The following is an 18,227-nucleotide window of genomic DNA, read 5'->3' on the forward strand; positions in this document are numbered from 1 at the left end:
CAACGGTCTGGGATGATGTTGGGAGTTGAGGTGGACCGTTGTGCTGGTAGAACGTGCATACGCGAAAATCAATCTGACCCTCGACGTCTTGGGCAAGCGGCAGGACGGATACCACAGCGTGGATATGGTCATGCAGACGTTGGATCTCTCTGATTTGCTGTGGATGGAAGAGATGGACCAGGACGCGGTGATCGTGGATGCCACCGCACCGCACATCCCGTTGGATCATCGCAATCTGGCCGTGGCCGCCGCCGAGTTGTTCCGGGAACGTTCGGGGATTCGCCGCGGGCTCCGACTGAAAATCGAAAAGAACATTCCGGTGGCGGCCGGGTTGGCCGGCGGGTCCGCGGACGCTGCGGCTGTGCTGCGCGGTTTGAACCGGCTTTGGCAGACCGGGTACAGTTTGGATGAACTGGCGGACATGGGGGCGGAAATTGGATCGGATGTGCCGTTCTGTGTCTACGGCGGCGCGGCCGTGGCTTCCGGACGCGGCGAGCGGATTCACCGTTTCACGCATTCGCTGCGGGCCTTTGTGGTGCTGACACGTCCGCCGGTGTTCGTCTCCACAGCGGATGTGTACGAGGCCACGCTGCCAGAACAGTACGCTTCGGCGCCGGCCAGCCCGCGCATGGTCAAAGCGCTGCAGGAAGGTGACTTGGAGCGGGTGCGGCAGGCGTACACGAATGGACTGATGGCGACCACGTTCCGATTGTATCCGGAGGTGCGGGCGCTGGCGGATCGCATTCGAACGGTGACAGGTCAACCGGTGTACATGTCGGGCAGCGGCCCCACGCTGTATCTGCTGCTGCCCACGCAGAGCCAGGCGCAGCGAACGTACAACGCGCTGCGCGGGTTCATCCGGGACGTCCATTTGTGCCGGTTCACGCCGGTGTGATATAGTCGCTAGTGAATTGGGCCGGCGCCTTTCGCCTGGGACGAAACCGGCGCCGGTCCACGGTGTTGGGAACCGGGAGGCGGGCTGTGTGCGGCGTTCGGAGCGCTTGATTCGCATAACCAAATACCTGCTGGACAGACCCAATTCCACCGTCTCTTTGGCGGAATTGGCGGATGGAACCGGTGCGGCCAAGTCGTCGGTGAGCGAAGACGTTGCCATGATTCGGGACGTGTTGGCGCAGGAGGAACTTGGCCGGGTACATACGATTGCAGGAGCAGGCGGCGGCGTCCGCTTTCAAGTGCGTGTTCCGACGTCGCTCAGGGAGCGGTTTGAACAGCGAATCATCGACCAATTGGCCGATCCGGCGCGGATTTTGCCGGGGGGATTTCTGTATATGTCGGATGTGCTCGGGGATCCGGACGTCCTCGATTTTGCGGGCCGCCTGTTGGCCGAGCGGTTTTCCGACAGCCCGGTGAACGTCGTGGTGACGGTGGAGACCAAGGGTATTCCGATTGCGGTGGCGACGGCGCATTACCTGCACGTTCCGGTGGTGGTGGTGCGACGGGAACACCGGGTTACGGACGGGGCGGCGGTCAGTGTCCACTACGTATCCGGTTCTACGCGTCGCATCCAGACGATGTCGGTTTCCCGGCGCGCCATGCCGACGGCCGCCAGGGCGCTGATTGTGGATGACTTCATGCGGGCCGGAGCCACGGTGCAGACGGTCAAGCGTCTCCTGGCGGAATTTGACGCCGAGGTGCTCGGGACCGCGGTGTTCATGGCGACGTTGGAACCGGAGACCAAATTGGTGGACGACTACCACGCTCTGTTTTCCGTGGGACCCTTGGAGGAAGGCCGGGACGTGCTGATTGTTCCGGGCGGCCGCCAGCACCTTGGCGATGGCACCAACAGACAGGGAGGAGAAGCAGAATGAAAACGATCGCGACATCCAATGCACCGGCTGCGATTGGGCCGTACGCGCAGGCGGTGGAAGTGGGAAACCTCGTCTTCACTTCTGGACAAATTCCGCTGCGTCCGGATGGTACGCTCGTGACGGGCGGCATTGAGGAACAGGTGGAACAGGTGTTGAAGAACCTCGACGCCGTACTCACGGCTGCGGGGGTGCAGCGGAATCAAGTGGCCAAGGCCACCATTTTTATGACCGACCTGGCTGATTTTGACAAGGTCAACGCGGCATATGGCGCGTTCTTCGGAGATCACCGGCCGGCACGTTCCTGCGTTCAGGTGGCCGCGCTGCCGAAGGGTGTGCAGGTGGAGATTGAGCTCATCGCGGTGAAAAACTGAGGCGGCGGGCGAAGGCCAACGCACGTTTCCACAAAATTTGACACACCGTTCTGCTCTGGTTTTGCGAGAGCGGAACGGTGTTTTTCTTTCCACGTGCATCACAAAATAATTCTAAAAATTCTAAGGTGAAAGCAGGACTTTGTTTGGGGTTGTGGAATACCAATGGTATTATCATCCGATTGGGATAAAAAGGATGGTGAAACCGATGCAAATTACCGATGTTCGCCTGCGCAAAGTCAATGGAGAAGGAAGGATGAAAGCGATAGCATCCATTACCATTGACGGTGAGTTCGTTGTGCACGATATTCGCGTAATTGACGGCAATAATGGTATGTTCGTCGCGATGCCGAGCAAAAAGACTCCGGATGGTGAATTTCGTGACATCGCCCATCCCATCTCGTCAGAGACGCGGCAGAAGATTCAGGACGCGGTACTGGAGGAATACCATAAAGCCGAAGAAGTGGAACAGCCGAGCGCATGATGTGGTGCGCAAGCCAAACCCTGATTCGTCAGGGTTTTTTCATGCTTTGTCGACTCCTGCCGAAACTGGAACCCATTTCAGGGCAACTGCCGCTGTTTCGTCAAATCCGCGGGGGCTGCATAAATTGAAATCGGGAAGGGGCATCAGGTACACTAAATAAGATTGGTTGGCTTGGAGGCGATGATGTGGGCAGGAGTGCAATCGTGTTGGCCGCGGGACTCGGCACACGAATGAAATCAAAACGCCACAAGGTGCTGCACGAAGTTTGTGGCAAGCCGATGATACTGCACATCTTGGACGAGCTGGAGAAGCTGCGGTTGGACCAAGTGATTGTGGTTGTCGGGCAGCAGCGGGAAGCGGTTGCAGCGGTTGTGGGTACCCGTGCCGAAATAGCCGTTCAGGAACAGCAGTTGGGAACGGGCCACGCGGTGCAGGCCGCGGTTGGGAAGTTGGATACACACAATGACACGACGGTGGTCCTGTACGGGGATGCACCGTTGATTCGCGCAGAGACCCTGGAAACATTGCTGTCGGCGCGTGAGCAGCACGCGGCCAGTGCGGCGGTATTGACCGCCAACGTTCAGAATCCAACGGGACTCGGCCGTGTGATTCTCGACCCCGAGGGCCGGTTTGTGCGAATTGTGGAAGAGAAGGATGCGACCCCTGAGGAGCGGGCGATTCATCGCATCAACACCGGAATTTACGCGTTCGCCACAGCGGACTTGCTGGAGGCGTTGCCACAATTGCGTCCAAACAACGCGCAGGGAGAATACTATCTGACAGATACGCTGGCGTTTTTCAATGAGAAGGGTGGTACCGTGTGCACCGTGGATGTCGCGGACGAGCGGGAGATTGCCAGCGTCAACGACCGCGCCCAATTGGCGGCGGTGGAAGCGATATTACGCGCGCAAATCTGTGAACGGTGGGCAAAGGAAGGCGTGACCATCGTCAATCCGGAGCACACCTATATTGGTTTGGATGTGACCATCGGCCGCGATACGGTTCTCTTGCCGGGCACTATTCTCGAAGGCCGCACCACGATTGGCGAGGATTGCGTCATTGGTCCGAACACCCAATTGACCAATGTGCAGGTGGCGGACGGCGTCACTGTCCAGCAGTCGGTGGCGCTGGATTGCGAGATTGGGCCAGCGGCCAAGGTGGGGCCGTTTGCATATATTCGCCCGGGCAGCCAGATTGGCGAACGCGTCAAGATTGGCGACTTTGTTGAAGTGAAGAACAGTCGAATTGGGGCCGGCACCAAGGTCAGCCACTTGGCGTACGTCGGGGATGCGGATGTCGGCCGGGATGTGAATGTCGGGTGCGGCGTCATCACTGTGAACTACGACGGTGAACGGAAGCACAGGACAGTGATTGGCGATGGTAGTTTCGTGGGATCCAACGTCAACCTGATTGCCCCTGTGGAGATTGGAAATGGTGCGTATGTCTGTGCCGGATCGACCATCACGGACAACGTGCCTGCGGATGGATTCGCCATCGGGCGCAGTCGCCAGGTCACAAAGGCCGATTACGTGCAAGCGTGGAAGCAGCGCAAAGCGGAGAACGCGGGGGAAGGGAGTCGTTCGTAATGTTTCGGGACGGGGATTTGAAACTGTTCACCGGCAACGCGAATCCAGACCTGGCTCACGAGATAGCGGATCACATTGGGATTTCTCTCGGAGACTGTGTGGTGAGCCGCTTCAAGGATGGGGAGGTGCGGATTCAACTTGGGGAGAGCGTGCGCGGATGCAATGTGTTCATTGTGCAGCCGACGTCCGCTCCGGTGAACGAGCACCTGATGGAACTGTTGATTATGATTGACGCGCTGAAGCGGGCGTCCGCCCGTTCCATCAACGTGGTGATTCCCTATTATGGCTATGCGCGGCAGGATAGAAAGGCGCGCGCCCGAGACCCCATCACGGCCAAACTGGTGTCGAATCTGCTGGAGAAAGCGGGAGCCAGCCGCATCATTTGTATGGATTTGCACGCCGGGCAGATTCAGGGCTTTTTTGACATTCCGCTCGATCATCTCGTTGGCATGCCGATTTTGGCCAACTATTTTCTGGACAAGCGGATTGAAAATCCGGTCGTGGTCTCTCCGGACATGGGCGGCGTGACGCGCGCCCGGGCGTTGGCGGAGCGCTTGGAAGCGCCGTTGGCGATTATTGATAAACGGCGCCCGGATGCCAATGTGGCGGAAGTGATGAACATCATTGGGGAAATTCAGGGGAAGACGGCCATCCTCATTGATGACATGATTGATACCGCCGGGACCATCACGCTGGGTGCGCAGGCGCTGTTGGAACGCGGGGCGAAGGAAGTGTACGCTTGCTGCATTCACCCGGTTCTGTCCGGAGACGGCGTGGAGAAGCTGAAGCGGTCGGCGATTCGCGAAATTGTGGTCACCAATACCATCGCGTTGCCGCCGGAAAAACGGATTGACAAAATCAAGGTGCTGTCCGTCGCCGAACTGATTGCGGAGGCCATCATGCGGGTGCATACGCACCGCTCCATCAGTCAGTTGTTCGACTGACCGGTGTGATGTCGACGGCAGCGGAGTATGATACGGAAAGCGGGGCGAGCATGAAGGTCATTGTGGGCCTCGGAAATCCGGGGGATAAATACGCTGCGACCAAACATAACGTGGGTTTCTGGGTGGTTGACGAACTGGCGAGGCGCTGGAACACACCGGTCTCCCGCGAGAAATTTCACGCGTTGGTGGGCGAGACGCGAGTGGCCGGAGAAAAGGTGCTGCTCTGCAAGCCCCTGACCTTCATGAACCTTAGCGGGGAATCGGTTCGCGAGGTGGTCGCCTTCTACAGTGAATTGACACCGGCCGCGGATGTTTGGATTATTTATGATGACATGGACTTTCCACCGGGTCAGGTGCGCCTGCGGCAAAAGGGCAGTGCGGGCGGCCATAACGGGATGAAATCCATCATTCAGCATCTGGGAGGCGACGTGTTTCCGCGCCTTCGCGTGGGGATTGGTCGCCCTGAGGCGGAACAGACGGTGGTTCATCACGTATTGAGCCCGTTTTCCTCACCGGTCTTGCCCGTTGTGCAGGAGGCGGTTCAGCGGGCCGCGGACGCGGTGGATTTTGCGCTGCACCACGGCTTTGAAATGGCGATGAACCGATACAATGCGATGAATTAACGAGGGTATGGCGCCGTTGCACGTATGGCCAGCCGGTCCCGTTTCCATACTAATACCAGTACCGCTGGTGGAATCGGCGATGGAAACGGAGCGAACGGCACATGCGTGTGGAATATTGGTGCAAACACTGCAAGCACCTGGTGGGGGCCTTGGACAGGCCGGAGTGGTCGCAGGCGGATGCGGAACGGTACTGCGGTCTGCAGCAGCTGAGCCCTGCGGAGCGGATGGAGTGGGTATCCGTGTACGGATCGCAGGGAGTCATGACGGTGCAGACCATATGCCAACATTGCCAACAGGCGGTGGAGCAGCATCCGGAGTTGCTCATCGAAGGGAAAGTACTGCAATAATGTAAGGTGGAAGCCTGATTCAGGGCCCCATTTCGAGACGGGTGCTCCACGGATACAGAACCTGGACATGGATGTGAGGTGGACCGAAAGTTCGGCTGCAGGTGTCCTGCAGCTGGCTTTCGGGCTGTTTGTGTTGTTGAGGGATGGAGGAGGAGTACCGTGATTGATTTGGTTCGTGTGATTGCTGCGGACCCTGAGTTTCGGCAGTGGTGGAGTCAGTTGCGCCGAGGCAACCACGACGGACTGGTGACCGGGGTCAGCGGAAGCGCCCGCCATTTGTTCTATGCAGCCATCCACTGGTTCGAACAAGAGCAGCAAGCCAATCGGCCCACGCTAGTGATTGCGCATTCGATGGGGCAAGCAGAGCAAATTGTCGAAGATTTGCGGGAATTCATGCCGGGCCACGAGGTGCTCCTGTTCCCGGAACAGGAGCTGTCCGTGGTGGATGTGGTGGCTTACAGCCGCGACGTGACGGTGAATCGCCTGCGGGTCTTGGAGCACCTGGCGTCCGGCCGTCCGGGCATCTTGGTCGCAACCGTGTCGTCGGCCGTGCAGCCGGTGATGACGCGGGCACAGCTGCAGACTCGGAAAATGGTGTTCCGGGTGGGGGATGAAATCGCCCTGGATGCGCAGATTGAACAGTTGGTCGGAAATGGATACGAACGGGTGGATTTGGTGGAGACGCGCGGACAGTTTTCCGTTCGCGGCGGCATTCTGGACATCTTCCCGCTGACGCACGAACATCCGGTACGCATTGAATTGTTCGACACCGAAATCGATTCCATCCGAACCTTTGATACGGAAAGTCAGCGTTCCTTGGAAAAGTGCGAACAGGTTGAGGTGGTTCCGGCGTTTGACTTTGTCGTGCCGACCTCGGCGATGCAAGACGCTGCGGAATCTTTGCGAGCGGCGTTGGAGCAGCGCCTGCGAACGGTGACGGATCTGGACGTGAAGGACCGCCTGCAGACCGTGGTCGGCGCGGACGTGGCGCGCCTTGCCTCCGGCATCCCCTTTTTCGGACTGCTGAGGTACACCGAATTGCTGGCGGCGCACACGGCCACGCTGTTGGATCATGTGCCGCAGGGAAGCGTGGTGATTCTGGACGAACCCTCCCGCTTGCAGGAACGACAACGGGGACTCGAAAAGGATTTCAGCGAATGGTTGTCGAGCGGTTTGCTGCGCGGCGAACTGCTCTCCCACACCATGGCCGTGCCACAGTACCACACGGTCTGGGAACACAAGGGAAAACACGGGGTGGAATTCTCCACATTTACGCGCGGCAGTGGCAAACGCTACGGCGCCGCCTACAACGTCTCTTTCAAATCGATGCAACAGTTTCACGGTCAGATGAACGTGCTCAAAGCCGAACTGCAGCGTTGGCAGCACAGTCACATGCAGGTGATCTTTCTCGCCGCCACCGAGGAGCGGGCGGAGCGCATGGAACGCGTGCTCAACGACTACCGGATGGATGTGCGCCACGTCTCCTCCCTCACGTCCGGCAGTGGTCCGGTGATCCTCGTCGGCAACCTGGCGAACGGGTTTGAACTGCCGCTGCAGCGGATTGCGGTGGTCGTGGAGACGGAGGTGTTCACAGAGAGGAAAAAGCCGCGCCGGGTCCGCGCCGAGATGACGGATGCCGAGCGGATCAAAAGCTATACGGACCTTCAGCCTGGCGACTTCGTGGTGCATGTCAACCACGGCATCGGCAAGTACCTGGGCATTCGGACGCTGGAGATTGACGGGAAGCACAAGGACTACCTGCATCTGCAGTACGCGGGGAACGACAGCCTGTACGTGCCAGTGGAACAGATTGACCAGGTGCAGCGGTACATCGGTTCGGAGGACAAGGCACCCAAACTGTACCACCTCGGCGGAAACGACTGGAATCGAGTGAAACAGAGGGTGTCCAAGTCTGTCCGGGACATTGCGGAGGACCTGGTCAAACTGTACGCGGCCAGACAGTCGGCACCAGGCTACGCGTTTTCCCCGGATACGGCTTGGCAGAAAGAATTCGAGGCGATGTTTCCGTACGAAGAAACGCCGGATCAGCTTCGGGCGATTGAAGAAATCAAGCGAGACATGGAGAAATCGCGGCCAATGGACCGATTGCTGTGCGGCGATGTGGGCTACGGCAAGACGGAGGTGGCCATTCGCGCGGCATTCAAGGCAGTGATTGACGGCAAACAGGTCGCGGTGTTGGTGCCGACAACCATTCTCGCCCATCAGCACTATGACACGTTCAAAGAACGGTTCAGCGGTTTCCCGGCCACCGTGGAGGTGCTCAGCCGTTTTCGCACCAAGTCCGAAGCGCAGGCCATCCTGAAGGGTTTGAAAGACGGCAGCATCGATGTCATCATCGGCACCCATCGGCTGCTGCAGAAATCCGTTCAGTTCAAGGACTTGGGTTTGCTGATTGTGGACGAAGAACAACGGTTTGGTGTGACGCACAAGGAGCGCCTCAAACAACTGCGGACCAACGTCGATTGCCTGACGTTGACGGCAACGCCCATTCCGCGCACGCTGCACATGTCACTGCTCGGGGTGCGCGATTTGTCCGTGATTGAAACGCCGCCAGAAAACCGGTTCCCGGTTCAGACCTACGTGGCGGAATACAACGAGAGCCTGGTCCGGGAAGCGCTGGAGCGCGAATTGAACCGCGGGGGCCAGGTGTACTTCCTGTACAACCAGGTCAATAACATTCAGTCCATGGCCGAGCGCGTGCAGCGCCTGGTGCCCAGCGCCCGCATCGCCGTGGCGCACGGTCAAATGGCGGAGGAAGAACTGGAGCGCGTGATGCTCGACTTCCTGGACGGCAACATCGACATCCTGGTGACCACCACCATCATCGAGACCGGACTTGACATTCCCAATGTAAATACGCTAATTGTGTATGACGCGGATCGGCTTGGACTGAGCCAGTTGTATCAGCTGCGCGGGCGAGTTGGACGCTCCAACCGCATTGCCTACGCGTACTTCACGTACCAGAAAGACAAGGTGCTGACGGAGGTCGCGGAAAAACGCCTGCAAGCCATCAAGGAGTTCACCGAGCTTGGCAGCGGGTTCAAGATTGCAATGCGGGATTTGGCCATTCGCGGCGCGGGGAATCTGCTCGGCGCGGAACAGCACGGATTCATCAACTCCGTGGGGTTCGACATGTACAACGACATGCTCGCCAAAGCCGTGAAAGAAGTGCGCGGAGAAGTACAAGAGGAATTGCCGGAGCCGACCATCGATCTCGGCTTGGAGGCGTATCTGCCCGATTCCTTCATCCCAGATGCAGCCCAGAAGATTGCCATGTACAAGAAGTTCAAGTTTGTACGCAGTGCGGAAGCAGCGGATGATCTGGAGGAAGAGCTGGAGGATAGATACGGAGATCTCCCGGATGCGGTTCGGAATTTGCTCGATGTGACGCGGATGAAGAGTGCCGCGGCGCAGTACGGCATCGAGGGGATTTCTACGCACGGTGCGGAGACGGTGATCCGCGTGGCCCCAGAGAAGGCGCCGGAAATTGATCAGGCGAAGTTGTTCGGGCTCACCAAAGTGCATGCGGGGCAGTACCTGAAGAAAAGCAACGGGAGCCTGCACATCGTCTTTCGCACCAAAGGACTGGGAGACAGAGAGCTGTGCAAACGACTCCTGAAGTTTCTTGCGGACTTTCACACGGTGGTCAAATCGAGCGCGGAAGCGGAGCCGGTGGCTCGTTAACACCATTCTCCTGGATTGGCACAGGCCGGTCCGCGATCAATCCTCGCCCTGTTTGCATAGCGGCCTGGTTGTCGAAACATAATAAGCGCACGTCAGGAATCCGCAGTCGTTCGATACACATATTGGTTTTCGCCATAACGACCTGCAGGCAAAACAGGGGTGAGGTTCGGAAACAGCAGTACATCACAACAAGGGTGGGGATCTACGGTTGAAAGCTACTGGCATCGTGCGTAGGATTGATGACCTCGGTCGCGTCGTGATTCCGAAAGAAATTCGACGAACGTTGCGGATTCGTGAAGGAGATCCCTTGGAGATCTTCGTAGACCGGGATGGCGAAGTGATCTTGAAGAAGTATTCGCCAATCGGTGAACTGAGTGATTTTGCCAAGGAATACGCAGAGTCGCTGGCGGATTCCACCGGACATATCGCCCTCATCACGGACAGGGACGTCATCATCGCCGTGGCGGGCGCTTCCAAGAAGGACTTTCAGGACAAGCCCATCGGGGAAGACGCGGAACAGGCCATGGAGGATCGAAAGACCATCGTGAATGGTGCGGGAGAATACGCCGTTGTCCGGGATCGCACCGAAAAGTTTTCGTCGCGGGTCATCGCGCCCATCATCGCAGCGGGCGATCCGATTGGCAGCGTGATTTTGGTGTCTCGCGAAGATGGCGTGAAGATGGGAGAACTGGAGCGCAAGCTGGCGGAAACCGCCGCGGGATTCTTGGGCAAACAAATGGAGCAGTGAAGCGCGTCTTCACAGGAGGACGCAACGCGTAACGAAGAAGCTGTCTCGGACAGGCCATCTCGCCCTCCGAGGCAGCTTTTTTCGTTGGCGCGCATTCGGCGGGACTATCTCCCTGGGTCTGTCCATACCTATAGCAGTGGATACATGGACACTACCGGCGTCCGGGCGCGCCGGATGGAAACGGAGGGAGACAAGTGCCACAGCGTCACGGGTTTGTGTACGGCGCCCTGTTGCTCGCGTTGGCCGCCGTGGTAAGCAAGCTGCTGGGGTCTGTGTACACCATCGTGCTGCAGAATGTGATGGGAGATCAGGGGATGGGGCTGTTTCAAATGGCGTACCCCGTCTATGCGACGCTGCTGGCCGTGGCCACGGCGGGATTTCCTGTGGCCATCTCAAAGATGGTGTCCGAACGTGTCGCCCTCGGCGATGAATACGGAGTGCGGCAAGTTTTTCGCATGGCGGTTGTGCTGCTCTCCGCCTTGGGGGCGGGTTCCTTTGTGTTGCTCTACGGTTGGGCGGACGCCTGGGCCAAATTGGCGGGCGATCCGGCCGCTGCATGGGCCATCCGCGCGATTGCACCGGCGCTGTTGGTGGTGCCCGCTCTGAGCGCGCTGCGGGGGTACTTCCAGGGATATCAGTGGATGCAACCGACAGCGGCTTCCCAGGTGGTGGAGCAGGTTGTTCGGGTGATGACCATTCTCGGCCTGGCCATCTGGCTTACGGCTGCAGGATTCGGCAAGGAAATGGCGGCTGCGGGAGCGGCCTTCGGGGCGGTCACCGGCGCATTGGCGGGGCTGCTGATGATGGTCGGATATTGGCTCCGGCAACAGCAGACTCGTCCGGTGGGGCGTCGGCCGGACAGTTTGTCCGGTCGGACGCTGGCGAAGCAGCTGCTGTTGACCGCGTTTCCCATCAGCCTCGGCGCGCTGGTGGTGCCACTGATGAACAACGTGGACGTGGTCACCGTGGTCAACCTGCTGAAACATACGGGGGAAACGCAGGTGCAGGCCACCACGGACTTCGGACTGTTGACGGGGCGGGCATTTAAGTTGATGATGTTGCCCACAACATTGGCCGCCGGGATTGGGGTGGCGGTGATGCCCGCCGTATCCGAGGCGTTCACTCTCGGTTTTCGCGGACTCGTTTCGGATAGGGTGGACACCGCCATTCGCTTGACGGTCCTGATTGCCCTGCCGGCGGGCATCGGACTGCTTTTGTTGGCCGGACCCGTGGACGTCGCGCTGTTCAAGGACGCGGCGGGCGTGGACGTGATTCAGGCCATGGCCTGCGCCACGGTTTTCGCCAGTCTTCAGACGACGGTCGCCGCCGTCCTGCAGGGGGCCGGGTGGATGTACCTGCCCGTGCTGAATCTGCTGCTCGCATCGGCTGTGAAACTCTGTGGAAATCTGCTGTTGGTGCCTGGTTATGGCATTCGTGGCGCGGCGTGGGCCACGGTGTTCAGCTACGCGGTGGCGACGCTCCTGAATTTCGTGGCGCTCCGCCATCGGCTGCACCTCCCTCTGCACTGGCGCGGTTGGTTTGCCCGTCCGGCGCTGGCCACGTTCATCATGGGCGCCGCCGTCTTCGCCATGGAGCGGCAATGGCGCTGGATGGGCGGAATGGCGTGGGGGCGTATGGGAATTGCAGCAGCCAGTGGTATCATGGTCGGTATTGCGATAGCGATTTACGCCGTGGCGCTGTTGGTCACGGGCAGCGTGCGCCAGCAGGACGTGGCGGCCATTCCCCGCATCGGCCCTCGCCTGGCCGCCTGGTGCCAGCGGTTGGGGTGGCTGAATCCCTAGGGCCAACGGCCAAGCGGCGGATGTGGAGGTGGACGGATTGGCGAAAATTTTCGTGGTAGGTCTGGGGCCAGGCGACATGTCGGGTCTGCCGATGGGAACCTATCAGATGTTGAAATCCGGGAGACCGATTATTCTCAGGACGGAACGGCATCCAGTGGTAACGGAGTTGGCGGGAGAAGGGCTTGCGTTCACTTCGTTGGACGATCTGTACGAAACCGGCGAGGAATTCGCACAGGTGTACGAGGACATGGCCGCGCGTTTGATACAAATGGCCGAACAACAGGGAGAAGTGGTGTATGCCGTACCCGGCCACCCGCTGATGGCCGAGCAGTCGGTGCAGAATCTGTACCGCATGGCCGGTCCCTCCGTGGAGATTGTGTTAGGCGCCGGTCACAGTTTCTTGGACTCCGTCTGCGCCGCGCTTCGGATTGACCCGATTGAAGGGTTGATGCTGCTCGACGGCACCAATCTGGCAGTGCAGAATCTGCAGCCCAATTTACATACGCTGATTGTGCAGGTGTATCATCCCACAGTGGCTTCCGACGTGAAGTTGACGCTGATGGAGGTGTACCCGGACCATCATCCCGTGACGGTGGTTCGAGCGGCCGGCGTATCGGAACTGGAGCGCGTGGAGAACGTGCCTTTGTACGAGTTGGACAGGCTGGACTGGATAGACCATCTCACCACCGTGTACGTCGCTCCTGCTGCGGAACGGTCTCCGGCGCGGCGTAGAGATCCGTGGGAACTGGCGGAGTTGGTGCACATTCTGCGGTCGCCTGAAGGGTGTCCCTGGGACAGAGAGCAGACGCACGCGTCCTTAAAGAAGTACGTGATTGAGGAAGCGTACGAGGTGGCTCACGCGATTGAACAGGAAGATCCGGAAGCGTTGGCGGATGAACTGGGCGATCTGCTGCTGCAGGTGTTGCTCCACGCCGAAATTGCCAGCGAAACGGGAGTTTTTTCGATCCGCGATGTGTTCGAAGCCCTTTCGGACAAGCTGATTCGCCGCCACCCGCACGTCTTTGGCGAGCAAACCGCAGCGGGGGTGGCGGACGCCAATCGCCTGTGGCGGGAGGCAAAGCGGGCCGAGGAGCCGCCGGTGAAACCGCAGTCCCTAATGGATCAGGTGAAGTGGGCGCGTCACCCGCTGACAGTGGCCGCAGACATTCAGAAGCAGGCGGCATCGGTCGGATTTGACTGGGACAGTGTGCATGGCGTCCTGGAGAAGCTGAAGGAGGAAGTGCATGAACTTGAGACCGAAGTGATGTCTGCAGCGGGCGACGCCGACCGGGTGGCGGAGGAATTGGGTGATGTTGCGTTCACATTGGTGAACGTGGCGCGCTGGTTGTCGCTCGACGTGGACAATGTGTTGTCGAAGGCGAACGAGAAGTTTGCAGAAAGATTTCGCTTTGTGGAGGAAAAAATAAAGGAAAATCCATCGCGCGCAGCGAATATTGGTACGTCCGACTGGGAGGAATTTTGGAAGCAGGCAAAAAACCGTGCGAAATCTACGGGGCGGCCGCTGAATTAGCAGGATTTCTCCGTTCTGGCACGAATAAAACTTTCGGATATTCCCATGAAGGGGGCTAAACGCGTGAACAAGAATGAACTTGTGAATAAGGTAGCAGAGCAAACCGGCCTCAAGAAGAAGGATGCCGAGCAAGCAGTCAACAGCGTGTTTGCTGCGATTGAAGAGGCGCTGGCCGCTGGCGAGAAGGTTCAGGTGATTGGCTTCGGGACGTTTGAAACCCGGAAGCGTGCCGCTCGTTCCGGACGCAATCCGCAGACCGGCGAAGTGATTGAAATTCCGGAATCCACGGTGCCGGCGTTCAAACCGGGCAACCGTTTGAAGGAACTGACCAAGTAATTGCGTCTCGACAAATTCCTGAAATCGTCCCGACTTATCAAGCGGCGCACGGTAGCCAAGGAAGTATCAGACGCGGGACGCATCCTGATTAACGACAAGGTCGCGAAGCCGGGCTCGGAAGTGAAAGTCGGAGATGTGCTGACGATTCACTACGGGCAGCGGACGGTGCAGGCTCGGGTTTTGCAACTGCTGGAGAATCCGCGGAAAGATCAGGCGGAGAGCATGTACGAGTGGCTCGGTGACGGCCGAGGACTCGAAGAAGGTCCAGAAACCTGAGCCACCGGCAACCGAGGTTTGCACCCGCAGACGGTCGTGGTGAATTGATGAATCAAAGAGACTGCCGATGTATGTCGGCAGTCTCTTTGATTTGACGCGGGGTGAACGGTTCTATTCTCTCTTGGCTGGCGCATACACTGGGGAAGAAGACCGGATGGACGAGTTTGGGGGGATTCGCGTGGACGGCAAGGCAGCCCATGATCTTCACATTCTTGGTCGGAAATCGGTGGAGGTGACCGGTGTGGCCAGCGTGGAGAGCTTTGACACCACGGCATTCACGCTGATAACGAACGAAGGGCCGCTGTCCATTCAGGGGCGGGATTTGCACATGAAGCACCTCGATCTGCAGAGCGGCGTCGTCATCATTGAGGGCACGGTAACCAGCCTGTCGTACATTGCACCGAAGGAGAAGAAGCGCAGACTGTCCGGAGCGCTGTTTCGTTAACCATGGGGAGCCAGGTTTCATACATTGCCAGCCTGCTGTTGATGGGACTTCTGATGGGTGTGGTGTTCGACATTTACAACACGGTTACCGGCGCCTCGAAATGGCTTCGTTGGCTGCGCTCGACGCTGGATCTGGCGTTTTGGATCGTCTCTGCGGTCGCTGTGTACTATGTCGCGTTCATCACGGACGACGGGATGCTTCGGGTCTACACGTTTGGCCTGCTGCTGGCGGGGTGGCTTATTCACCGCGTCACGCTGCATCGACCGGTGGTCCGCAGCGCCTTTTACATTGTGCGTATGGTACAGGCCATCCTGCGCAGCGTTCTCCGTGTCCTTCAGGTGTTGACGATTCGGCCAATCCGTCTCCTGTGTTTGCTGGTCATCGGGATCCTGCGCGTCCTTTATACGGTGTTGTGTGTGTTGGAGAGTTGGGGATTTCGAGTGGCGGAGTTCTGGCTGCGCCTGCTGCTTGTACGCTGGCTGCTGCAGCGCCCGCTGATTCAGCGATTTTTTGCGAAATGCCGGATGCATTGGGAGGAGTTCTGCGGCACCGTGTCGAAGTGGCTTCTGAAACGATGGGGACGGGCTTAGGTGATTCGGACAACCCCGACAAGGAGATGACCTGACGAGTGTCCCGCATTTCCACTTTGCCGACAGCACGGGTTCCAAAATCCGGTATGGGGCGAGCAACTGCGCCCGTTCGTCGTAGAAAGATCCGCTTGCGGTACGTCGCGCTGATTTTGGTCTGTGGCTGGGCCCTGTACTACTATTGGCACGTGCAGTATCCGCAACTGCGAATGCTTCAACAGAAGCAGGCTCAGCTGCAGCAGACGTTGGATGCGGCCAATCGCCAGCACGCGGAGCTGGTTGAGCAATCCAAGCAACTGCAGAACGACCAGTACATCGCGAAATACGCCAGCGAACACTACAACCTCATCTTGCCTGGACAGGTGGCGTTCAATGTCAGCCACTGAGGCGAGGGCGTCCCGTTCTCGGAACGGGGTATTTTTGTGGCCGGGTTTCGGAACACTTGAATTGCGCGCGCATAATTTCTAATATTAGAATTGGATAGGTCCATATGCTTAGAGGAGGCATTTCTTCTGTATGTCCATTGAAGTCGGCAGCAAGTTGTCGGGGAAGGTCACGGGCATCACACATTTCGGGGCGTTTGTATTGCTGCCGGGAGGTGTGACAGGACTTGTGCACATCTCTGAGATTTCACACAGCTATGTGAAGGACATCCATGAACACCTCAAAATCAACGACGAAGTGACCGTGAAAGTCATCAATGTGGATAAGGATGGGAAAATCGGCTTGTCCATACGGCAAACGATGGAGAATCCGAATCCCCCGTCTGGAGAACGCCCGTATCGGGGGCGGCACGGTGGAGGGGGGTTCCATCGGCAATCCTTTGAAGATAAACTTTCGCGCTTCATGAAGGACAGCGAAGATCGGTTGCAGGCGCTGCGCCGAAGTGAATCCAAGCGCGGTGGGCGCGGCGGTCGCCGAGGTTAATTGCAGACGGTTGGGGGCACGCGGTGCCCCTTCTCGTTTATTCTGAGGAACAAGCTTCAAGAGGGAAAGGTGTGCCGAAGCGTGGGGAGTTCCGACACGTACTACTTGGAATATGAGTTGGTGGATGGCCAGCGCGTCATCTTGAAGTTCGACAATGAGAATGACCGGGATGGGTGTCACATATCTCTGGATATGTACAAAGTGCAGCTGGGCCCGGTGGATATGTCCGTGCTGGAGAACATCGCGCTGAAATTTGGCGGTCAGTTGGTGTCGCCAGCATCTTGAAGGGTTGAGGTCAGCCTCCAGGGCCGCTGCTCCGCTGTTCATGCGACGCCTTTACCCATAGAAGACCCATGAACTATAATTTGGTTGCAGCCAGTCGTACATTCAGATGCGACGCGAGGTGATCGGCCTTGGGAGGACACTATCTTCACCCCTGGATTATCGCCATCTTTCTGCTTCTCTTCACTCTGATGTCGATACTGGGAATGGTTCGCCTGATACGACAACGGAATCTGTTCGGCAGTGTCTTATTGCTTATGTCCACTTTGGTGTTCGGCTACAGCACGTGGATTGCCGCCACGTTGCATGCGTAGCTCCGCCGCCGAGCCGGAAGCGCCCTCGCACCGTGTTGCCACGGACGAGGGCGCTTCGTCATTTCTGAATGGTTGCGCGGTAGCGGAAAAACGCTTGATTCAACATTTGTATGGATTTCGCGTCGCGACTTTGGAACGCCCTGCGCAGTTGACTGCAAAGCCAATCCGGCATTCCATCAACCCCTCGCAAAGTTGCTTAATTCATCTATATGTGCGGGGACGGATTGTGCGCCTATGGACGCTGAAGCGCCAGGAACGATGTCAGATTGCTGTGCACCTGTTGAACCGGGATGCCGGCCAGAGCAAACAATTCCGCGGCGTATGGATCCGGACGATACGGCGTTTCATAAAATACCCGCCGAATGCCAGCCTGAATGATGCTCTTGGTGCATTGCAAACATGGCAGATGCGTGACGTACAAATCGGCGCCTTCTGTAGATATGCCGAAGCGAGCGCACTGCAGCAGAGCGTTTTGTTCGGCGTGGATGGCTCGTACGCAATGTCCATCCACAATCTTGCATCCAACATCCACGCAATGCACATCTCCGACAATGGAACCGTTGTATCCGCTGGCAATCATGCGCTTGTCTCGGACAATGACGCATCCCACCGCCAGCCGGGGGCATGTCGATCGCAGGGCCATCACTCGACTCTGCGTGGCAAAAAACTCTTCCCAGGACATACGTGTCGATTGCTGCCTGTCTTCGGGGGTCACAGGATATCACCGTCTCTTTCCCGGGGGTTGTACGCCCACCCGCTGTTTTCTCACATTATGAGCGTGTCCGAAAAGCCTTCCGAATGAGTTTATGAGGGCGTAAAACACAGCAATTCACTTTCCTCTTATGGGTATTCATTCCTTGGAAACCAGGTGGAGTGGTCGGTATCCACAAGCGGTAACGATAGACAGCTTATAAAGGGCATACGAATCCCTTGGCCTTGATGACACTTCCTTGTTTTGGTTTCTGTCCAGTTGAAACCGTCTAAACGGCGATATCAAGTTGTAGTTGCTCGGTCTGCTCTGTATACATTTGTATAATCCGCTCTACGTGATCCTTTGGCAATTGCGTCTGCCGGATGTGAGCGATCCTTGCCT

The 18,227-nt window shown here is 58.1% G+C and carries 22 protein-coding genes; 20 read left to right on the top strand and 2 right to left on the bottom strand.

Annotated features, from left to right (window positions below):
* Positions 1-40 precede the first annotated feature (40 nt).
* The 20 genes from ispE to G463_RS24005 all read left to right on the top strand — a co-directional run bounded on the left by ispE (position 41) and on the right by G463_RS24005 (position 17,134).
* Entirely contained in the window at positions 41-895 is an 855-nt protein-coding gene (ispE, locus tag G463_RS0105965) for a 4-(cytidine 5'-diphospho)-2-C-methyl-D-erythritol kinase (RefSeq protein WP_026974426.1), read from the top strand.
* Positions 896-983: 88 nt separating this feature from the next.
* On the top strand, positions 984-1,829 hold the full coding sequence (gene purR, locus G463_RS0105970; protein ID WP_026974427.1) for a pur operon repressor: 846 nt from the start codon (positions 984-986) through the stop codon (positions 1,827-1,829).
* A complete protein-coding gene (locus G463_RS0105975; RefSeq protein ID WP_026974428.1) occupies positions 1,826-2,200 on the top strand; it encodes a RidA family protein in 375 nt (124 codons plus the stop codon). The genes purR and G463_RS0105975 overlap by 4 nt, the downstream gene beginning before the upstream one ends.
* A gap of 205 nt (positions 2,201-2,405) precedes the next feature.
* Positions 2,406-2,681, top strand: a complete 276-nt coding sequence (gene spoVG, locus G463_RS0105980) for a septation regulator SpoVG (RefSeq protein ID WP_026974429.1) — start codon at positions 2,406-2,408, stop codon at positions 2,679-2,681.
* A 185-nt stretch (positions 2,682-2,866) separates the two neighbouring features.
* On the top strand, positions 2,867-4,267 hold the full coding sequence (gene glmU, locus G463_RS0105985) for a bifunctional UDP-N-acetylglucosamine diphosphorylase/glucosamine-1-phosphate N-acetyltransferase GlmU (RefSeq protein WP_026974430.1): 1,401 nt from the start codon (positions 2,867-2,869) through the stop codon (positions 4,265-4,267).
* Positions 4,267-5,211 carry a ribose-phosphate diphosphokinase gene (locus tag G463_RS0105990; protein ID WP_026974431.1) on the top strand — a complete coding sequence of 315 codons (945 nt, stop codon included), beginning with the start codon at positions 4,267-4,269 and terminating at the stop codon, positions 5,209-5,211. The genes glmU and G463_RS0105990 overlap by 1 nt, the downstream gene beginning before the upstream one ends.
* Before the next feature lie 50 nt (positions 5,212-5,261).
* On the top strand, positions 5,262-5,834 hold the full coding sequence (gene pth / locus G463_RS0105995) for an aminoacyl-tRNA hydrolase (protein ID WP_026974432.1): 573 nt from the start codon (positions 5,262-5,264) through the stop codon (positions 5,832-5,834).
* A 101-nt stretch (positions 5,835-5,935) separates the two neighbouring features.
* Positions 5,936-6,181, top strand: a complete 246-nt coding sequence (locus tag G463_RS0106000) for an anti-sigma-F factor Fin (RefSeq protein WP_026974433.1) — start codon at positions 5,936-5,938, stop codon at positions 6,179-6,181.
* Positions 6,182-6,340: 159 nt separating this feature from the next.
* Positions 6,341-9,886 (top strand): transcription-repair coupling factor, encoded by a 3,546-nt coding sequence (gene mfd / locus G463_RS0106005; RefSeq protein ID WP_051321994.1) that lies wholly within the window; start codon positions 6,341-6,343, stop codon positions 9,884-9,886.
* Positions 9,887-10,094: 208 nt separating this feature from the next.
* Positions 10,095-10,634 carry a stage V sporulation protein T gene (gene spoVT / locus G463_RS0106010; RefSeq protein WP_026974435.1) on the top strand — a complete coding sequence of 180 codons (540 nt, stop codon included), beginning with the start codon at positions 10,095-10,097 and terminating at the stop codon, positions 10,632-10,634.
* A gap of 194 nt (positions 10,635-10,828) precedes the next feature.
* Positions 10,829-12,436 carry a putative polysaccharide biosynthesis protein gene (locus G463_RS0106015; RefSeq protein ID WP_026974436.1) on the top strand — a complete coding sequence of 536 codons (1,608 nt, stop codon included), beginning with the start codon at positions 10,829-10,831 and terminating at the stop codon, positions 12,434-12,436.
* A gap of 37 nt (positions 12,437-12,473) precedes the next feature.
* Complete coding sequence (gene yabN, locus G463_RS19100; protein WP_035485956.1) at positions 12,474-13,967, top strand: bifunctional methyltransferase/pyrophosphohydrolase YabN; 1,494 nt, start codon at positions 12,474-12,476, stop codon at positions 13,965-13,967.
* A 63-nt stretch (positions 13,968-14,030) separates the two neighbouring features.
* Entirely contained in the window at positions 14,031-14,303 is a 273-nt protein-coding gene (locus G463_RS0106025) for an HU family DNA-binding protein (RefSeq protein ID WP_026974437.1), read from the top strand.
* A complete protein-coding gene (locus G463_RS0106030; protein ID WP_026974438.1) occupies positions 14,304-14,579 on the top strand; it encodes an RNA-binding S4 domain-containing protein in 276 nt (91 codons plus the stop codon). It begins immediately after the preceding gene.
* Positions 14,580-14,646: 67 nt separating this feature from the next.
* A complete protein-coding gene (gene yabP, locus G463_RS0106035; protein WP_245575702.1) occupies positions 14,647-15,024 on the top strand; it encodes a sporulation protein YabP in 378 nt (125 codons plus the stop codon).
* Between the two features lie 2 nt (positions 15,025-15,026).
* The gene (gene yabQ, locus G463_RS19105) at positions 15,027-15,614 is read left to right on the top strand and encodes a spore cortex biosynthesis protein YabQ (RefSeq protein ID WP_051321996.1); all 588 of its coding nucleotides are present in this window, start codon (positions 15,027-15,029) and stop codon (positions 15,612-15,614) included.
* Positions 15,615-15,652: 38 nt separating this feature from the next.
* Positions 15,653-15,997 carry a septum formation initiator family protein gene (locus tag G463_RS0106045; RefSeq protein WP_084171276.1) on the top strand — a complete coding sequence of 115 codons (345 nt, stop codon included), beginning with the start codon at positions 15,653-15,655 and terminating at the stop codon, positions 15,995-15,997.
* Positions 15,998-16,127: 130 nt separating this feature from the next.
* Positions 16,128-16,538, top strand: a complete 411-nt coding sequence (locus G463_RS0106050; protein ID WP_026974441.1) for a S1 domain-containing RNA-binding protein — start codon at positions 16,128-16,130, stop codon at positions 16,536-16,538.
* A gap of 81 nt (positions 16,539-16,619) precedes the next feature.
* Entirely contained in the window at positions 16,620-16,823 is a 204-nt protein-coding gene (locus G463_RS0106055; protein WP_051321998.1) for a hypothetical protein, read from the top strand.
* A 128-nt stretch (positions 16,824-16,951) separates the two neighbouring features.
* Positions 16,952-17,134, top strand: a complete 183-nt coding sequence (locus G463_RS24005; RefSeq protein WP_026974443.1) for a DUF2759 family protein — start codon at positions 16,952-16,954, stop codon at positions 17,132-17,134.
* Between the two features lie 58 nt (positions 17,135-17,192).
* On the opposite strand, the gene cmpA is transcribed toward G463_RS24005, so the two are convergent.
* Positions 17,193-17,306: a cortex morphogenetic protein CmpA gene (gene cmpA / locus G463_RS22785; RefSeq protein ID WP_156900105.1), complete on the bottom strand. Its 114-nt coding sequence runs from the start codon at positions 17,304-17,306 to the stop codon at positions 17,193-17,195.
* A 60-nt stretch (positions 17,307-17,366) separates the two neighbouring features.
* Entirely contained in the window at positions 17,367-17,816 is a 450-nt protein-coding gene (locus G463_RS19110; protein ID WP_035485962.1) for a ComE operon protein 2, read from the bottom strand.
* Between the last annotated feature and the right edge of the window lie 411 nt (positions 17,817-18,227).

The sequence above is a fragment of the Alicyclobacillus contaminans DSM 17975 genome, assembly GCF_000429525.1.
Lineage (GTDB): Bacteria > Bacillota > Bacilli > Alicyclobacillales > Alicyclobacillaceae > Alicyclobacillus_A > Alicyclobacillus_A contaminans.

Excerpts from the sequence above, each read along its gene's own strand:
- G463_RS0105975 (WP_026974428.1), top strand. The coding sequence starts at position 1,826 with ATGAAAACGATCGCGACATCCAATGCACCGGCTGCGATTGGGCCGTAC.
- spoVG (WP_026974429.1), top strand. The coding sequence starts at position 2,406 with ATGCAAATTACCGATGTTCGCCTGCGCAAAGTCAATGGAGAAGGAAGG.
- G463_RS0105990 (WP_026974431.1), top strand. The coding sequence starts at position 4,267 with ATGTTTCGGGACGGGGATTTGAAACTGTTCACCGGCAACGCGAATCCA.
- pth (WP_026974432.1), top strand. The coding sequence starts at position 5,262 with ATGAAGGTCATTGTGGGCCTCGGAAATCCGGGGGATAAATACGCTGCG.
- G463_RS0106000 (WP_026974433.1), top strand. The coding sequence starts at position 5,936 with ATGCGTGTGGAATATTGGTGCAAACACTGCAAGCACCTGGTGGGGGCC.
- yabP (WP_245575702.1), top strand. The coding sequence starts at position 14,647 with ATGTATGTCGGCAGTCTCTTTGATTTGACGCGGGGTGAACGGTTCTAT.
- yabQ (WP_051321996.1), top strand. The coding sequence starts at position 15,027 with ATGGGGAGCCAGGTTTCATACATTGCCAGCCTGCTGTTGATGGGACTT.
- G463_RS0106050 (WP_026974441.1), top strand. The coding sequence starts at position 16,128 with ATGTCCATTGAAGTCGGCAGCAAGTTGTCGGGGAAGGTCACGGGCATC.
- cmpA (WP_156900105.1), bottom strand. The coding sequence starts at position 17,306 with ATGCCGGATTGGCTTTGCAGTCAACTGCGCAGGGCGTTCCAAAGTCGC.
- G463_RS19110 (WP_035485962.1), bottom strand. The coding sequence starts at position 17,816 with ATGTCCTGGGAAGAGTTTTTTGCCACGCAGAGTCGAGTGATGGCCCTG.